Below are 16,086 nucleotides of genomic sequence, written 5' to 3' on the forward strand. Positions count from 1 at the left end.
GGTGCGGCGGGTGAATCACCTGGCGCGACGGCTCGACGTACCCGATGCGGTGGTCATCGGGTTGGGCTCGATGCTCGGCGCGGGCGTCTTCGTGGTCTTCGGCCCGGCCGCGGCGGCGGCCGGCGGCGCCGGCCTGCTGCCCGCCCTGGTGCTCGCCGGCTTCATCGCCTTCTGCAACGCGACCAGTTCGGCCCGACTGGCGGCCCGCTATCCGGAGTCCGGCGGGACCTACGTCTACGGACGGGAGCGCCTCGGGCCGCTGGCCGGCTTCGTGGCCGGTTGGGGATTCGTCGTCGGCAAGACGGCGAGCTGCGCGGCGATGGCGCTGACCATCGGGGCCTACCTGTGGCCGGGTCAGGCCCGGCTGGTCGCGGTCAGCGCTGTCCTCGCGGTCACCGCGGTGAACCTGCGCGGCATCGGCAAGACGGCAACCGTGACCAAGGCCCTGGTCGCGCTGGTGCTCGCGGTGCTGGCCCTGGTCGCGGTCGTCGGCGTCGCCGGTGGCGACCTGGCGCTGGACCGGCTCGGCGATCCCGGTGGCTCCGGCCGGGGCGTGCTCACCGCCGCCGGGCTGCTGTTCTTCGCCTTCGCCGGGTACGCCCGGATCGCCACGCTCGGCGAGGAGGTCCGTGATCCGCAGCGGACCATCCCCCGGGCGGTGCCGCTGGCGCTCGGCGTGGTGCTCGCGATCTACCTGGTGCTGGCCGTGGTCACGATCGGCGTGCTCGGCCCCGACCGGCTGGCCGACTCCGCCGCGCCCCTGGTCGACGTGGTGACCGCCGCCGGGCTACCCGGCCTGGCCTGGGTGGTCCGCGCCGGGGCCACCATCGCCGTCATCGGAGTGCTGCTGTCCCTGGTCGCCGGGGTCGGCCGGACCACCCTGGCGATGGCCCGCCGCCGCGACCTGCCCGGCGCGCTGGCCGCCGTACACCCCGTACGCCAGGTGCCGCACCGGGCCGAGGTGGCCGTGGCCGCCGTGGTGATCCTGGTGGTGCTGCTCGGCGACGTGCGGGACGCGATCGGCTTCTCCAGCTGCACCGTGCTCGTCTACTACGCGATCACCAACGCGGCAGCGCTGACGCTGGGCCGGGAGCCGGGGCGGAAGCTGCCGGTTCGGGTGCTCGCCGGCCTGGGCCTGGTCGGCTGCCTGGTGCTCGCGGTCAACCTCCCACTGAGCAACGTCCTCGCCGGCTTCGGAGTGCTCGCCGTCGGCGCCGCCTGGTACGCGCTACGGCCTGGTCGCCGCTGACCCGAGGAGGCCACCGGCGACCAGGGGTCAGCGACTCAGCCGCTGGTAGCGGCGCACTGCCAGCGGAGCGAACGTCGCGATCAGCAGCACCGGCCACACCACCGCCAACAGCATCGCGTTCTCTGCCGGCCAGGAGTCGCCACCCAGGCCCGGATTGCCGAACAGTTGGCGGATCGCCGCGACGGTGGCCGACAGCGGGTTCCACTCCGAGATCGCGCCGATCCACGGCGGCATGAGCTCGGGCGACACGAACACGTTGGAGATCGCGGTGAGCGGGAACGCCGCCGGGAAGACGATCACGCCGACCGTGTCCGGATTGCGGACCAGCAACGCCAGGTAGATGCCGATCCAGGTGATCGAGACCCGCAGCAGTAGGAGGAGCCCGACGGCGAGCAACGCCCGGCCCACGCCCTCTCGCCACTGCCACCCGACGAGCAGGCCACAGACCAGCAGGGTGGCCATCTCCAGCAGGGCGCGGAGCAGATCGGCGGCACTGCGGCCGGTCATGAGGGCGGAACGCGCCATCGGCATCGACCGGAACCGGTCCACGACACCCCGACTGAGGTCGAGCGCCACGCCGGTCGCGGTGGCGCCAAGCCCGTACAGCATCGTCATCACGAAGACCCCGGGCAGCAGGAACTCGCGATAGTTGCCGCCGCCCGGCACCTGCATGCCGCTGCCGAACACGTAGCCGAAGACGAGCACAAACATGATCGGCAGCGAGAAGTAGAGGATCAGCTCCTCCGGCGCACGGATCACGTGGATCATGTTGCGCCTGGTCATTGTCCAGCCGTCGGTGATCGCGGCACCCAACCGCGCCAGCGGCGTACGCGCGGGCACCGGCGGGACCGTGGTGGCCGCCGTTTCGACCGATCGGATCGCAGTGGTCATGCCGCGTCCACCTTTCCTCCGGCGCCGACGGGCACGCGGGCTTCGTCGGGGCGGTGCCCGGTCAGGTGCAGGAACGCCTCGTCCAGCGTCGCGCGGCGCAGGCCGATGTCCTCGACCGCGATCCCCGCGTCGTCCAACGCCCGCACCACGTCGACCAGCCCGGTGACCCGGTCGGTCACCGGCGCGCTGAGCCGCCGGATCTCCGGATCGCGCTCGGGCTCCGCGCCGCAGATCCGGGTCACGATGCGGGCAGCCTGGGTCAGGTCGGCCACGTCGCGCACCACCACCTCGACCCGGTCACCGCCGGTCATCGACTTCAGCTCGTCCGGTGAGCCCTCGGCCACCACCCGACCGGCGTCGATCACCGAGATCCGGTTGGCGAGTTGGTCGGCCTCCTCCAGGTACTGCGTGGTGAGCAGCACCGTGGTCCCGTCCGCGACCAGGGTCCGGACGAGGTCCCACACCTGGTTGCGGCTGCGCGGGTCCAGGCCGGTCGTCGGCTCGTCGAGGAAGAGAACGCGCGGCGTGCGGATCAGGCTGGCGGCGAGGTCCAGCCGGCGGCGCATCCCACCCGAATACTCACCGGCGGACCGACTCGCCGCCTCGTCGAGCCCGAACCGTTCCAGCAGTTCGTCGGCTCGTTGGCGGGCCGCCCGTCGGCCGAGCCGGAACAGCCGGCCGAACAGCTCCAGGTTCTGCCGGCCGCTGAGGGTCTCGTCGACGGCGGCGTACTGCCCGGTCAGCCCGATCCGGGCACGCACCTCGTCCGGCTGACGCCGCACGTCGAATCCGGCCACAGTGGCCCTGCCGGCATCGAAGTGCAGCAGCGTGGCGAGGATCCGTACGGCCGTCGTCTTCCCGGCGCCGTTCGGTCCCAGCAGTCCGTGCACCGCGCCGGTCGGTACGGTCAGGTCAAACGTGTCGAGCGCGTGGGTCGGGCCGTACCGCTTGCCCAGCCCTTCGGCGACCACGTCGAATGTCGTCATGCCCCCACGGTGCGGTCGGGCGCTGACGGCTCACGCACCGTCGGCTGACGGCGGCGCACCAGGCGCCTCCGGTGCCCCGGCTTTCTCCGCCTCGGTGATCTGGTCGAGGACGAGGATGATCTCCGAGCGGGTGGCCTCGCCGACGTACCAGCCGGTGAGCCCGCCGACCAACGCCTCTTCGCAGAGCCGCCTCGCCTCGCCGAGATCTCCGCGCAGCCGTGCGACCTGGGCGAGGCCGAGCCGAGCGCTGGATACGAACTCCGGCGCGCCGCTGCGCTGCGCGAGGAGCAGCGCAGCGGCGAAGTCGTCCCACGCCGCGGCGAGGTCACCGGCGCGCAGCCTCAGCTCGCCCCGGGTACGCAGCATGTCGGCCTGATCGACGGCCGATCCGAGGCTCTCGGCCAACCCCAGGGCCTCATCCATGTGTGCGCTGGCCGTCTCCGGATCATCCCGCCAGGCGGCGAGTTCACCGAGCGCGCCGAGCGTGATCATGGCCCCCCACCGGTCCCCGGTGCTCCGGAAGCCGTCAAGCGCGGTGACCAGTGCGGTCCTGGACTGGTCCCACTGACCACGCCACATCTGCGCGGAGCCGGTTCCCATCGCGCCGAGCGCGTTGATCCACACATCCGGGCCGACCAGCTGCCGCAGCTCCCGCATGAGGTCTTCGACGTCCTCGGCACCGCCGGACGGTGGCCCGGTGGAGATCCCCGACAAATACAGCAGGAAAGGTTGTCGAGGCGGCCGGCCGAGGCTTCGGATCATGGACTGCTGCGATCCGGACGGCAGATGGCCGGAACCACCGAGCGAGGCGTTGAAGACGCAGAGGGCGAACTCCTCACCCAGCCCGGGCGGTGCCTCGGCGCCGAGCAGGTCGAGGACGTCGGCGGCCAGCCGGGCACCTTCCCCGCGCATGCCGCGCAGCCACCAGTAGAACGACAGGGCCGCGACCAGCCCGGCCGCGTCGGACGCGTCACCGGCCGCGGTGGCACGACGCAGCGCCGCATGCAGGTTGTCCCGCTCGGCGTCGAGCCGTCGCAGCCACTGCAACTGTTCAGCTCGCCTCAGGTGGTCACTGGCGGTCCAGGCGAACTCCAGGAAATACGTGGCGTGCGCGCGGCGTAGCTGGTCGGCCTCGCCGGCTTCGGCGAGACGCTCGGCGCAGAAGGCGCGCACCGTCTCGAGCATCCGGTAGCGACCACCGGTCAACTCGACGAAGGACTTGTCGGCCAGACCGGTCAACGCGTCGACGAACTCGGCGGTGGGCAGGCCGGAAACCCTCCCGGCCGCCTCCAATGTGGCACCGCCAGCGAAGACAGTCAGCCGTCGGGCCAGCCTCCGTTCGGCGTCGTCGAGCAGGTCCCAACTCCATTCGACCACGGCTCGGAGCGTGCGGTGTCGCGGCGACGCGGCCCGGTTGCCCATCGACAGCAGCCGGAACCGATCGTCGAGACGAGCGGCCACCTCCGCGACGGGCAGCGCCCGCAGCCGCGCGGCGGCCAGCTCGATCGCCAGCGGCAGGCCGTCGAGGGTACGGCAGATCCGCAGCACCATCTCGACGTTGGCCGACGTGACGGCGAAGTCGGGCGCGACGTCAGCGGCCCGCTGGGCGAACAGGATGACCGCGGCGTAGTCGTCGGCGTCCAGCACCGACACGTCGGGCGGCGGCAGGGTCAGCCCGGACAACGGGCACAACGCCTCACCGGCCAGCCCGAGCGGTTCGCGACTCGTGGCCAGGACAGACAGCGTCGGGCACGCGCTCAGCAACCGCGCGGCCAACCGGGCCGCGTCTGCGATGACGTGCTCGCAGTTGTCGAGCACGAGGAGCAGCCGCCGCTCGGCGAGCGCCTCGACCAGCCGGTCGGTTGCCTGCCGGTTCGGTTCGACCGGGGCGCGCAGGCCCGCGTCGCGCAGGCCGAGCGCGCTCAGCACCGCCTGCGGTACGTCCGAACCATGTGCCAGCCCAGCCAGCTCAACGAAGCGGACCTCACTGTCGAGGCGGCCTGCCGCCTCGATCGCCAACCGCGTCTTGCCCGCTCCCCCGGGGCCGGTGACCGTGACCAGCCTTCGCTCGCCGAGCAACTCCCCAACGCGCTTGAGCTCATCCTCCCGCCCGACGAACGTGGTGAGCTGGCTCGGCAGTGCCGGTTCGCTTGTCCCGCGCACGGCCGGGTGCGCCTCACCGCGCAGCACAGCCAGGTGAATCGCGGCCAGCGCCGCCGACGGGTCGACGCCGAGCTGCTCGGCCAGCGTTCGCCGGGCGTCCTCGAACTCGGCCAGTGCCTCGGCCGGCCGGCCCAGTGCGGACAGGGCGCGCATGAGCTGGCCCCGCGACCGCTCCCGCAACGGATGCGCGACGACCAGCTCCCGCAGCTCCGCGACCAGCGCGACATGCGCGCCCAGCGCCAGCTCCGCCTCGATACGATCTTCGATGGCGGCCAGCCGCAGCTCGTCCAGCCGGGCCGCTTGCGCGGGTGCGCCCGCCAGGTCGATGACGTCGGCCAGGGCGGGACCACGCCACAGCTCCAGCGCCTCGCGTAACACGGCCACCGCGCGGGACCAGTCGCCGCTGGCGAGCGCGCGGCTTCCCGCCTCGGCGAGCCGCTCGAACCGGTACGCGTCGACATCGCCGGGATCAATGGCGAGGCGATAACCAGCCGGGTGGAACTCGACCGGGTTGTGCTCGGCGGGCAGGGCCTGGCGCAGCCGCGAAACCTGGGACTGGAGTGCGTTGGCCGCGCCACGGGGCGGGTGCTCGCCGTACAGGCCGTCGATCAGCCGCTCCGCGGACACCATCCGGCCCGCGTCGAGCAGAAGCAGCGCCAGCAGAGCGCGCAACCGCGGACCGCCCACGGGGATCTCGCGCCCGTCGGCCAACAGCACCTGAGTCGGACCCAGGATGCGGAATTGCATGACCCCGATTGTCACTCACGACCAGCCCGTCCCTGCTATCCGGCAAGGCCATCGTGCGAACCCGGTCAGCTCGGCTCGCCGGCCCCATCGGGTTGGCGGGTCAGCCCGCCGTCGTCCGGGGCGGACGCGTCCGGCGGTCCACCGTTGACCGACGGCACCGCCCCGACCGGGGGTGACACCGGAGTAGGCATGGGATGGGCCGCGCCAGGGGCGGAGGCGGCGACCTCCCAATCCGCCGGCCCCGGCACCGACCTGGGTGCCGCCAGTGGGGTCGGCACCCCGCCGAGGACGGGCCCGGCCGGTCGGGGAACCGGGCCGGTGCGGGCGGGCGGGGCGCACTGCCTGGTCAGCCAGTCCAGCCCGCGCCGGCGGGCGACCACGGTGAGCCGGTCGCCGGCGAAGATCACCTGTCGGGGGTCAAGGTCCCTCCACCAGATGGTCTTGGCGCCGCCGGCTGGGGTCCGGGCGATCAACCGGACCTGCCCGTCCCGGTTGACCACGTCGAGCGGCCGGCCGTCCAACTCGGAGCCGGGGGCGACCGGCACCTCGGCGACCGGCAGCGCATGCCGGTCGACCGGGATGGTGGTGATCACCGCGCGTTCGGTGAGTGCCCCGATGAAGGCCGGAGCGGCCAGGTAGGAGACCGAGCGGGACACCCCGAGGGCGAAGGTCTCCTCCACCCGTTCGGCGAAGTCGCCGTCGAAGAGCCGCAGCACCACCCGCAGGTCGTCGCGGAGATCCCGGGCCGCCAACGCTGCCTCCAGGTTGGCCACGTCGTCGGTGGACGCCACCACCAGCGCCTGACAGTCCGCCACCGACGCGGCGGCCAGGGTCTCCGGCAGTGCGGCGTCCCCGACGATCAGCGGCACCTCCAACTGGCGGGCCAGGGCGGCGCCACGCGGCTCCGGGTCCTTGTCGATCGCCACCACCTCGACGTCGTACTCGCGGAGCTGGGCCATCACCCGGGTGCCGACGTTGCCGAGGCCGACCACCACGAAGTGACCGACCCGGGCGGGCTGCAGCCGGCCGGTGTGCAGGGCCAGCCGCGCGTTGACGATGCCGTCCACCACGACCGCGGTGATCAACGGAATCAGCGCGAGCCCGGCCAGGTTGAGCACCACCTGCATGATCTGCGCGTCGGCCGCCTTTTCGGTGTCCGGGTCGGCACCGCTGAGGGTGGTGACCAGCGTCAGGTAGAGCGCCTCGGCCGGGGAGACGCCCTCGGCCCGGGAGATCAACGTGCCGAGCAGCGCGATCACCGCGAGCACCAGCATCACCGCGATGCCGATCTTGCGGGTGGCGAAGCCGCGTACCGCGCGCAGCAGCACCGCCATCGGACGGCGCCGCCGGCGCGCCCGGACGAGCCGGCGGGCGGCGACCTCGGTGCCCGGCGGCTGCCCGGTCGCCTCGGCGAGCACCAGGTCGGCGTCGGCCTGCTCGGCCGGCAGCAGCTCCACCCCCTGCTCCTCGCTGATGTCGGCCAACGCGCAGACCACATCCTGCGGCCGGACGTCGGCACGGCGAGCCACCCGCAGCGTCTTGTCCCGGTGCTGGAACGAGCTCGGGTCGACCTCGCCGAGCGCGGCGGCCACGAACGCCGGTGCGGCCATCTCGGCGTCGGAGAGCACCTCGACCGGCGCCTTGAGCAGCTTGCGCACACCACCGGCGAGGGTGCCGTTGAACATCCGCAGCACCTGACGGACCCGCTGGTCGACGGCCTGGGCGCAGAGCGCGGCGTGCAGGTTGCCGACGTCGTCCTGGTGCAGCAGGGCCAGCCCGGTAGCCCCGGCCAGCCCGGCGGCCTCGAAGGTCGCCACGTCCAGTCGGTCGGAACGGACCACCCGGACCCCGCGCAGCCCGGCCACGTCCGGCCCGTTGGTGCGGTAACGCTCCGGCACCACCACGGTCACCCGGGCCCCGCCGGCCGGCAACTCGGATTCGAGCATCGCCCGGGCCACGTAGTAGGCGAGCGCGTCGCGCCCGCAGATCACGTAGTGCGGACGGGGGTCCCCGGCGGACCGCAGTCGCCAGTTCCACTCGACCGCCCGTCGCGCCCGGTCCCGCCACGGCTCCGCCATGCCCGGATCGTAGTCAGCACCACCACGGTGGGCGACCCCGTCCGGATCATCCCGGCCAGGCATGTCGGCCAGGGCGGTGGGTAGAGCAGCGGCATGCAGACGTTCCTCCCGTACCCGGACTTCCTGGCCAGCGCCCGCACGCTGGACCAGAGGCGGCTGGGCAAGCAGCGGGTGGAGGCCATCCAGGTGCTGCGTGGGCTCACCCGGCCCGGGTACGGCTGGCGCAACCACCCGGCGGTGAAGATGTGGGCCGGGTACGAGGAGGCACTCACCCGCTACGGGCTGGACATGTGCGCGGTCTGGACCGAGCCGGGGCGGGCCGACACCTGCGCCACCACGATGACCGTCGACCTCGCCGCCGCCTGCGGAGCCGGCGTCGTGCGTACCCAAACCGAGCTGGCCGAGGCCGCTGAACTTCCTCCCTGGCTGGGCCGCGACGAATTCCACCTGAGTCACCGCTCGTCACTGCTACGCAAGGACCCCGCGCACTACCGCCCGATCTTCGGCGACGACGTGCCGGCGGACCTGGAGTACGTCTGGCCCGCCTCCGACCGGAGCCGCCGCTGCCTACCGCGCGACTGACCGTTTTGTGCGGCAGACTGGAGGCTCCGTCAGGTCGGGAAGGTGCTCATGGCGCTGTCGCAAATGGTGGGACGGCTCATCGGCGTACGCCAGCACCAGGTGGACCCGGGCGGCGGTGGCGTCGACCGCGTGCCGGGACCGGTCACGGCGGTGGTGGTGGGTGGCGGCATCGCCGGCATGTCGGCGGCGGTGGTGCTGGCGGAGCGCGGTGTGACGGTGACGGTGCTGGAGGCGGCACCCACCCTGGGCGGCCGGCTGGGCGCCTGGCCGGAGGCGCTCGCCGACGGCAGCCAGCAGAACGAGCACGGCTTCCACGCGTTCTTCCGGCAGTACTACAACTGGCGGTCCATCCTCCGCAGGGTCGACCCGGACCTGGGCTTCCTCAAGCCGATCCCGGGCTACCCGATCCTCAGTGAGCAGTGGCCGACCGAGGAGTTCGGCAAGCTGCCGCCCGCACCGCCGGCGAACCTGCTCGCGCTGCTGCTGCGCAGCCCCAGCCTGCGCCTGGCCGACCTGCGACTGATGGACCGGGACGCCGCGCTGCCGCTGCTCAGCTACGACCCGGTACGCACCTACGCCGAGCTGGACGACACCACCGCCGACGAGCTGCTGGCGTCGCTGCGACTGCCGGACCGCGCCCGGGCCATGCTGTTCGAGGTCTTCTCGCACTCGTTCTTCAACCACGAGTCGGAGATGTCGGCCGCCGAGATGGTCGCCCAGTTCCACTTCTACCTGCTCGGCAACCCGGAAGGGCTGGCCTTCGACTGCCCGGACGAGGACTACGGCACGGCGATCTGGGAGCCGCTGACCCGGCACGTGGAGAAGCACGGCGGCCGGGTGCTCACCCGGGCTACCGCGACCGGGGTGCACCGTGACACCGACGGCTGGCGGGTGTCGACCGCCGACGGCGGCAGCCACCCGGCGGGGCACATCGTGCTGGCCATCGACCCGCCGGCGCTCGCCGCGCTGGTCGGGGCCTCCCCCGACCTGGTCGAGCAGGCACCGGAGCTGGTGGCGCGGATGCCCGCGTTCGGCACGCCAGGCCCGCCGTACGCGGTGGCGCGGTACTGGTGCGACGGGGACGTGGCCGCCGAGCGCGCGGTGTTCAGCGGGGTGTCCCGGCAGCCCACATTGGACTCGGTGACGCTCTACCACCGGCTGGAGAACGAGTCGCGGCGCTGGGCGCGGCAGACCGGCGGGTCAATCATCGAGTTGCACGCGTACGCCTGCGAGCCGGGAGTACCGGCCGAGGAGCTGGCCGAGCGGATGCGCCGCGAGCTGGTGGCGCTCTGGCCGGAGGCCGCCGGCCTGCGGATCCGCGAGCTGCGAGCCCGGGTGGAGGCGCAGGCGCCGGCGTTCAGCCTGGGCAGCCACGCCTGGCGACCGGGGGTACGCACCGACGCGAACGGCCTCTACCTCGCCGGGGACGGAATCGCCACGGACTTCCCGAGCGCCCTGATGGAACGCTCAGCGGCCACCGGAATCATCGCCGCGAACCACATCCTGCGTGCCGAGGGTGGCGCCGCCGAGCCGGTGCACTCGATCCGGCCACGGGGGCTGCTGACCAGGAGAGGCGCGGCAACCTGACAAGGCGGTCATATGCCGCACTGCCCGCCGGGGCAGAGCCGGACGGCCGATCGAAATACGTTGCCCGTCTGACCCGTGCCGACCTACCGTGATCGCGCAAGGTCAACACCGCCGCGGGAGCAGATCATGACGATGTCGCACGTCACCAGCGTGCCATCCGTGCTGCCCGGCGACGGTTGCCGAGCGGAAGGTCCCCGGGCGGGCCGGCCCGACTGACGCGTACCCGTACGCGCCGAGCCGCCCGTCCCACAGCCGGACCGGGCGGCTCTTCGCTGTCCGGAGCCATCGTCCGTCACTGCCCTGGAGGGAGATCCCGGTGGACGCCGTCCTCGTCATCAACGCCGACCTCGGCCCGCTGCACCGGGTCACCGTTCAGCACGCCGTCCGGATGCTCTGCCGTCGAGTGGCCGAGATCCACGAGGCCGAGCCGGACCAGGTGATCGGGGTCTTCCCGATGCCCCGGGTGGTGCGACTCGTCCGCTACGTGGTCACCCGGTGGCGGTTCAGCTCCGGGCCGGCCTGGTCCCGGGCCGGTGTGCTGCGCCGCGACGACCGCTGCTGCGCGTACTGCGGTGGCGCGGCGTCGACCATCGACCACGTCCTGCCCCGCTCGCGCGGCGGCCGGAACACCTGGCGAAACACCACCGCCGCCTGCTACGGCTGCAACCAGCGCAAGGGCGACCGGACGCCGGCGGAGGCGGGCATGCCGCTGCGCCGGGAGCCGGTGAACCCGGGCTGGGCGGCCCTGGCGGGGCGGTGACGGACCGGCCGGCGGGAACGGGGGGCCGTGTCGGGGGTACGCCCCAGGCGCGGCACCCGCCGGCCCCCGGTCAGCCGGCGCGCTCCTTGACCTGCGGCTTCGGGCGGCCGTTGGCGCAGTGCACCCGGATCTCGCTGCGGTGCTCGGCGGAGGTCAGCTCGACCTGGATCCGCTTCGCCGGGCCCGGGTCGTACGCCGCCGCCCGGTAGCCGGGTGCGGACGTCACCGCCAGGACCTCGGCCGCCGCCCCGAGGCAGCGAACCGTGACCGTCCCACCGAGGGCGTCCACCGGCACGCCCGGCCCGGGGCTGGGTGTGGACGCGGCTCCAGTCGGGATCGGCCCGGAGGTGCTGGTGGGCGGTCTCGGTACGGAGGTGCTGGCGACCGCCCGTGTACTGCCTGGACCGGTCGACGGGTCAGGTCCGGCGCTGGCCGGCGGGGCGGCGGGCGGTCGGCGGACGGCCGCGTCAGCCGGGTCGGCGATACGCGGCAGCCCGACCGTCGTGGTGCCGCCCGATCCGATGCCGGTGCGCGGCTCGCCCGCTTCCGGTCGTCGTGTGACCGGGTCGCCGAGCGACCCGCCCATCGCCACCGCGGCCACCACCGCACCACCGACCGCCAACACCGCCCGCCGCCGACGCCAGGACACCCTCCGGGCGGCACCGGTCGTTCCGGCGACCGCACCGCCCACCGTCTCGGCTGGCTCAGCGCGGGCGTCCGCCATCCCGCCGGACGGCAGCCCGGAACTCGATGCGCCCACGGCGGCGACCTCTTCACCGCCGGTCGCCGTCGATCTGCCCACGGCGGCGGCCGGTTCGCCGGCGGTGAGCAGGATGCGGGCCACCTCGGCGGCCGGCGGCCGGTCATCGGGGTCGCGGGCCAGACACCAGCGGTAGAGCCGGTGGATCTGGGGCGGCACCCCGTCGATCGCGGGCAGCGGGTCCGGCTCGACGTACGCGTGTGCGCGCAGCATCCCGGCCCGCGCCTCGATACGCCACGGCAGCCGGCCGGTCAGCACCCGGTGCAGGAGCAGGCCGAGCGCGTAGACGTCGCAGGCCGGCAGCACCTCGCCGGCTTCCAACCGTTCCGGGGCGAGGTAGGCCGGCGTGCCGAGCAGCCGCCCCTCGAAGTCGATCTCCGGATCCCCGACGACCGCCGCGATGCCGAAGTCGAGCACCTTGGCGCCGGTGGGGGTGAGCATCACGTTGCCCGGTTTGACGTCCCGGTGCACCAGCCCCCGGGCGTGCGCGGCCGCGAGCGCGGCCGCCACCTCGGCGCAGATCCGCAGGCCGGCGCGGGGCGGCAACGGCCCGGTGGCCAGCCGCTGTTCGAGGGTGTGGCCGCCGAGCAGTTCCATCACCACGAACGGGACCTCGGCACCATCGAGCGGCGACTGGCCGTAGTCGAAGACGCTGGTGACGTGCGGGTGCGACAGCCGGGCCGCCGCCTTGGCCTCGGCCCGGATCCGTTGCCGGGCGTTGGTGTCCGAGACGACGAGCACCTTCACCGCCACGTCCCGTTCGAGCACCTCGTCGTACGCCCGGTGCACCTCGGACATGCCGCCACTGCCGAGGCGTTCCAGGAGCCGGTAGCGGCCCGCAAGCAACTGATCACGCTGCACAACGGACAGCCTGCCGTACGGCCCTGCCGTACGCCAGCCTGGATCGAGATCCTTTGATCGCTGGAGTGGACCCTGAAACGTGGTCAGTCGTTGGCGGGAGGCCGCCAGGCGAAGCGGGGCGTACGGCGCTCGGCGACCGCCGCCACCCCCTCCCGGGCCTCGCCGCTGGTCGCCACCTTCCGGTGCCACCACGCGACCCGGGCCGGCCCGGCCCGGTCGTCGACGATCTCCTTGGCGGCGGCGACGGTCAGCGGCGACCGCTGGGCGATCGTCGCGGTGAGGTCGTCCACCCGCGCGGCGAGCTGGTCGCCCGGCAGCACCTCGTCGACCAGGCCGACCCGCAGCGCCCGCGTGGCATCGATCAGCTCGGCGGTGAACAGCAGATGCTTGGCGGCGGATGGCCCGATCAGCCGGGCCAGCCGGCGGGTGGTTGGCGCCGGGTAGACCAGCCCGAGCCGGGCCGGCGGTACGCCGAACCGGGCGTCGTCGGCGGCGATCCGCAGGTCGCAGGCGACCGCGAGCTGGCACCCACCCCCGACGCAGGCGCCCCGGATGGCCGCCACGGTCGGCTTGGCGAAGCGGGCCAGGCGCTCCTCGGCGGCCACCGCGATGCTGGCGTCACCGGCGTCCAGCAGCTCGGCCAGGTCGCCGAGGTCGGCGCCGGCGCAGAAGGCGTCGCCCGCGCCGGTGAGCACCAGCGCCCGTACGTCGGGGTCGGGCTCCAGCCGGTCGAGCAGCTCGGGGAGCTGGCGCCACATGGCCGCCGTCATCGCGTTGCGGCGGGCCGGGTTGTGGATCACCACGGTCGCCACCGGCCCGGTCACTTCGACGGTCAGCTCCGCGTCCGACACGTCCACCCCTCTCCACGGGCGCCCCCTGGGGTCGCCACCACGTCCGTCGACTCCGCGCCGGCCGGATTCCGCCGACCGGCGGCGGCCTGCCCGCTCCGGTGCCGCGACCATAGCGGCGCGGGCCCGACGCCCACCCGCGAGGGGTGGCCGTCGGGCCCGCTTGAGCAGCGCGTCAGGTCAGGAGACGGTGAGCGCGGTGTCGTCGACCACGAAGGACGTCTGCAGCGAGGAGTCCTCGGTGCCGGTGAACTTCAGGGAGACGGTCTGGCCGGCGTACGCGGCCAGCGAGAAGGACTTCTGGCTGTAGCCGGCGGCCTTGTTCAGGTTCGAGTAGGTCGCCAGCGTGGCCAGCACCGTCCCACCGCTGTTGAGCACCTGCACGCGCAGCGTGTCGTACGCGATGCTGCTGGTGGTCTCGGCGGTGTCGATGTGCAGCCAGAAGCTGACCGAGTACGACGAGCAGCCCGACGGCAGGCTCACCGACTGGGCGAGCGTCTCGGTGCGGGTGCTGCCGTACCCGTTCAGCCACGCCTTGTACGACCCGGTGCGGGCGGGCTGACTGCTGGAGTTGGTGATCACGCCGGAGCTGGCCGTCCAGCCGGTCGCACCGGACTCGAAGCCCGGGTTGGCCAGCTTCTGGCCCGGCGCCGTGCAGCCACCGCCGGTGCCGTTCACGGTCAGCGTGTAGGTCGCGCTCCGGGTGACCGCTCCCACGCCGTTGACGGTGACCGAGTAGGTGCCGGGCGGGGTGCCCGCCGAGGTGCTGATGGTGAGGGTGGACGAGCCGCCCGAGGTCACCGAGGCCGGGCTGAACGCGGCGCTCGCACCGCTGGGCAGGCCGGACGCGGAGAACGTCACGGTCTGTGCCGTGCCACTGGTGGTCGCGGTGGCCACGGTGGTGGACGCCGAGCTACCCGGGTTCACCGAGCCGGCGGTCGGCGAGAGCGCCACGGAGAAGTCGTTGCCGGTCGAGCACGGCGCGTCGTTGCCGGCCACGTTCACCGCGGTCCAGGCGGCCTGCACGGCCTTGTACTCGGTGGAGCAGCTGCCGTACAGGTCGGTGGCGGCCCGCAGGCTGTAGGCCCGTGCGGTGTTCGCCGGGTTGCTGGTGTTGACGTACGAAGTGTTGGAGGTGAAGTAGACGTCCAGCGCCCGGAACCAGATCTTCTCCGCCTTGGCCCGGCCGATGCCGGTCACCGCGGGGGCGGAGCCGCAGACCGGCGAGGTGCCGTACGCGGTGGCGCCGGTGCCCTCGGCGAGGTTGAAGTAGAAGTGGTTGGCGACGCCGGAGGAGTAGTGCACGTCCTTGTTCTTCGTGCTGGTGGACCAGCAACTGTCGGACGAGCCGTCCAGCGACGGGTTGTACATGTAGCGCAGCGGCGTGCCGTTGCCGTTGATGTTGATCTTCTCGCCGACCTGGTAGTCACCCGGGTCGGCCGAGGTGTTGGCGTAGAACTCGACCATGTTGCCGAAGATGTCGCTGGTGGCCTCGTTGAGGCCACCGGACTCACCGGAGTAGGTCAGGCCGCCTGGGACCACGTTCTCGGTCACGCCGTGGCTCATCTCGTGTGCGGCCACGTCGATCGAGACCAGCGGACGGGAGTTGCCCGAGCCGTCGCCGTAGGTCATCCGGGAGCCGTCCCAGAAGGCGTTGACGTAGTTGCTGCCGTAGTGCACCCGGCTCGGCACGCCGGTGCCGTTGCCGAAGATGCCGTTACGGGCGTGCACGTTCTTGAAGTAGTCGAACGTCTTTGCGGCGCCGAAGTGCGCGTCCACGCCGGCGGACTGCCGGTTGGAACTGGCCCCGGTGCCCCAGGTGTTGTCCGCGTCGGTGAAGGTGGTGCAGGTCGACGTGCCGTTGTTCATGTCGCAGGTCGAGCCGTTGCCGTGCGACGGGTCGATCATCTGGTACGTACTGCCGGAGAGCGTCGTGTCGACGGTGACCGTGCCCGAGTAGATGCTGTTGCCGGTGCCGTTCACCGCCTCGATCTCGTCGTACGACCCGACGGCCGCGCCGGTGGAGGCGTCGGTGATCACATGCAACCGGGACGGGGTCTGCCCGTCGGGCTGCCAGCCGCTGACCACGGTCTCCCAGGCCAGCCGGCCCTGGCCGGAGCTGGCGTCGACGAACAGCTCCGGCGTGCCGACGGCCTCGACCGTGCCGGTGAACCCGGCGCGGGCGGTCTTCTTCGCCGCCGCGGAGGCGACCTTGGCCGAGGTACCGAGGGTCAGCGGTGCGGCCAGACCGACCGAACTTCCGGCGTAGGTGCCGCTCGGCGTGGCGTGGATGACGAAGTCACCGCCGTACACCCGCAGTCCCTGATAGGTCCGGGTGTAGCGGGTGTGCGTGGCGCCGGTGGCGTCCACCTTGGTGCTGTGCACCTGGTAGGACTCGGCGCTCGAACCCTGGACGGCGCCGGGGTTCGTTCGCAGGACGGTCGCTGCCTGAGCCACGGCGGAGGCATCCGGCGCGGGGGCGGTGGGCGGTGCCGCGTGCGCCGAGGTGGCGACGCAGGTCAGCAGGCCGCTGGTGAGCAGCGCTGCGCTGACGGCGGCGAGGGGTCGTTTCAC

General features: G+C 72.9%; 11 protein-coding genes. 4 read left to right on the forward strand and 7 right to left on the reverse strand.

Annotated elements, in window-relative coordinates; translation table 11 throughout:
* Positions 1 to 10: 10 nt before the first annotated feature.
* Entirely contained in the window at positions 11 to 1,249 is a 1,239-nt protein-coding gene (locus ACFY29_RS20520) for an APC family permease (RefSeq protein WP_386988287.1), read from the forward strand.
* Positions 1,250 to 1,276: 27 nt separating this feature from the next.
* On the opposite strand, the gene ACFY29_RS20525 is transcribed toward ACFY29_RS20520, so the two are convergent.
* The 4 genes from ACFY29_RS20525 to ACFY29_RS20540 form a co-directional block, all read right to left on the reverse strand.
* The gene (locus tag ACFY29_RS20525; RefSeq protein WP_355602021.1) at positions 1,277 to 2,032 is read right to left on the reverse strand and encodes an ABC transporter permease; all 756 of its coding nucleotides are present in this window, start codon (positions 2,030 to 2,032) and stop codon (positions 1,277 to 1,279) included.
* Positions 2,033 to 2,136: 104 nt separating this feature from the next.
* Positions 2,137 to 3,126 (reverse strand): ATP-binding cassette domain-containing protein, encoded by a 990-nt coding sequence (locus ACFY29_RS20530; protein ID WP_386988290.1) that lies wholly within the window; start codon positions 3,124 to 3,126, stop codon positions 2,137 to 2,139.
* A gap of 30 nt (positions 3,127 to 3,156) precedes the next feature.
* The gene (locus tag ACFY29_RS20535; protein WP_386988292.1) at positions 3,157 to 6,036 is read right to left on the reverse strand and encodes a BTAD domain-containing putative transcriptional regulator; all 2,880 of its coding nucleotides are present in this window, start codon (positions 6,034 to 6,036) and stop codon (positions 3,157 to 3,159) included.
* A 65-nt stretch (positions 6,037 to 6,101) separates the two neighbouring features.
* A complete protein-coding gene (locus ACFY29_RS20540; protein ID WP_386988295.1) occupies positions 6,102 to 8,114 on the reverse strand; it encodes an NAD-binding protein in 2,013 nt (670 codons plus the stop codon).
* 93 nt (positions 8,115 to 8,207) lie between these two features.
* Here ACFY29_RS20540 and ACFY29_RS20545 point away from each other — a divergent pair, with 93 nt between their 5' ends.
* The 3 genes from ACFY29_RS20545 to ACFY29_RS20555 all read left to right on the forward strand — a co-directional run bounded on the left by ACFY29_RS20545 (position 8,208) and on the right by ACFY29_RS20555 (position 11,043).
* The gene (locus tag ACFY29_RS20545; protein ID WP_386988297.1) at positions 8,208 to 8,696 is read left to right on the forward strand and encodes an MSMEG_6728 family protein; all 489 of its coding nucleotides are present in this window, start codon (positions 8,208 to 8,210) and stop codon (positions 8,694 to 8,696) included.
* A gap of 48 nt (positions 8,697 to 8,744) precedes the next feature.
* Positions 8,745 to 10,283 carry an FAD-dependent oxidoreductase gene (locus tag ACFY29_RS20550; protein WP_386988299.1) on the forward strand — a complete coding sequence of 513 codons (1,539 nt, stop codon included), beginning with the start codon at positions 8,745 to 8,747 and terminating at the stop codon, positions 10,281 to 10,283.
* A 316-nt stretch (positions 10,284 to 10,599) separates the two neighbouring features.
* Positions 10,600 to 11,043 carry an HNH endonuclease gene (locus ACFY29_RS20555; protein ID WP_386988302.1) on the forward strand — a complete coding sequence of 148 codons (444 nt, stop codon included), beginning with the start codon at positions 10,600 to 10,602 and terminating at the stop codon, positions 11,041 to 11,043.
* Positions 11,044 to 11,113: 70 nt separating this feature from the next.
* On the opposite strand, the gene ACFY29_RS20560 is transcribed toward ACFY29_RS20555, so the two are convergent.
* From ACFY29_RS20560 to ACFY29_RS20570, 3 genes are all read right to left on the reverse strand, one after another.
* Positions 11,114 to 12,664 (reverse strand): serine/threonine-protein kinase, encoded by a 1,551-nt coding sequence (locus tag ACFY29_RS20560; RefSeq protein ID WP_386988305.1) that lies wholly within the window; start codon positions 12,662 to 12,664, stop codon positions 11,114 to 11,116.
* An 83-nt stretch (positions 12,665 to 12,747) separates the two neighbouring features.
* A complete protein-coding gene (locus ACFY29_RS20565) occupies positions 12,748 to 13,521 on the reverse strand; it encodes an enoyl-CoA hydratase/isomerase family protein (RefSeq protein WP_386988308.1) in 774 nt (257 codons plus the stop codon).
* Positions 13,522 to 13,692: 171 nt separating this feature from the next.
* Positions 13,693 to 16,086: a M4 family metallopeptidase gene (locus tag ACFY29_RS20570; RefSeq protein ID WP_386988310.1), complete on the reverse strand. Its 2,394-nt coding sequence runs from the start codon at positions 16,084 to 16,086 to the stop codon at positions 13,693 to 13,695.

Origin of the sequence: Micromonospora sp. NPDC000668, assembly GCF_042897975.1 — a bacterium.
Taxonomy (GTDB): Bacteria; Actinomycetota; Actinomycetes; order Mycobacteriales; family Micromonosporaceae; genus Micromonospora.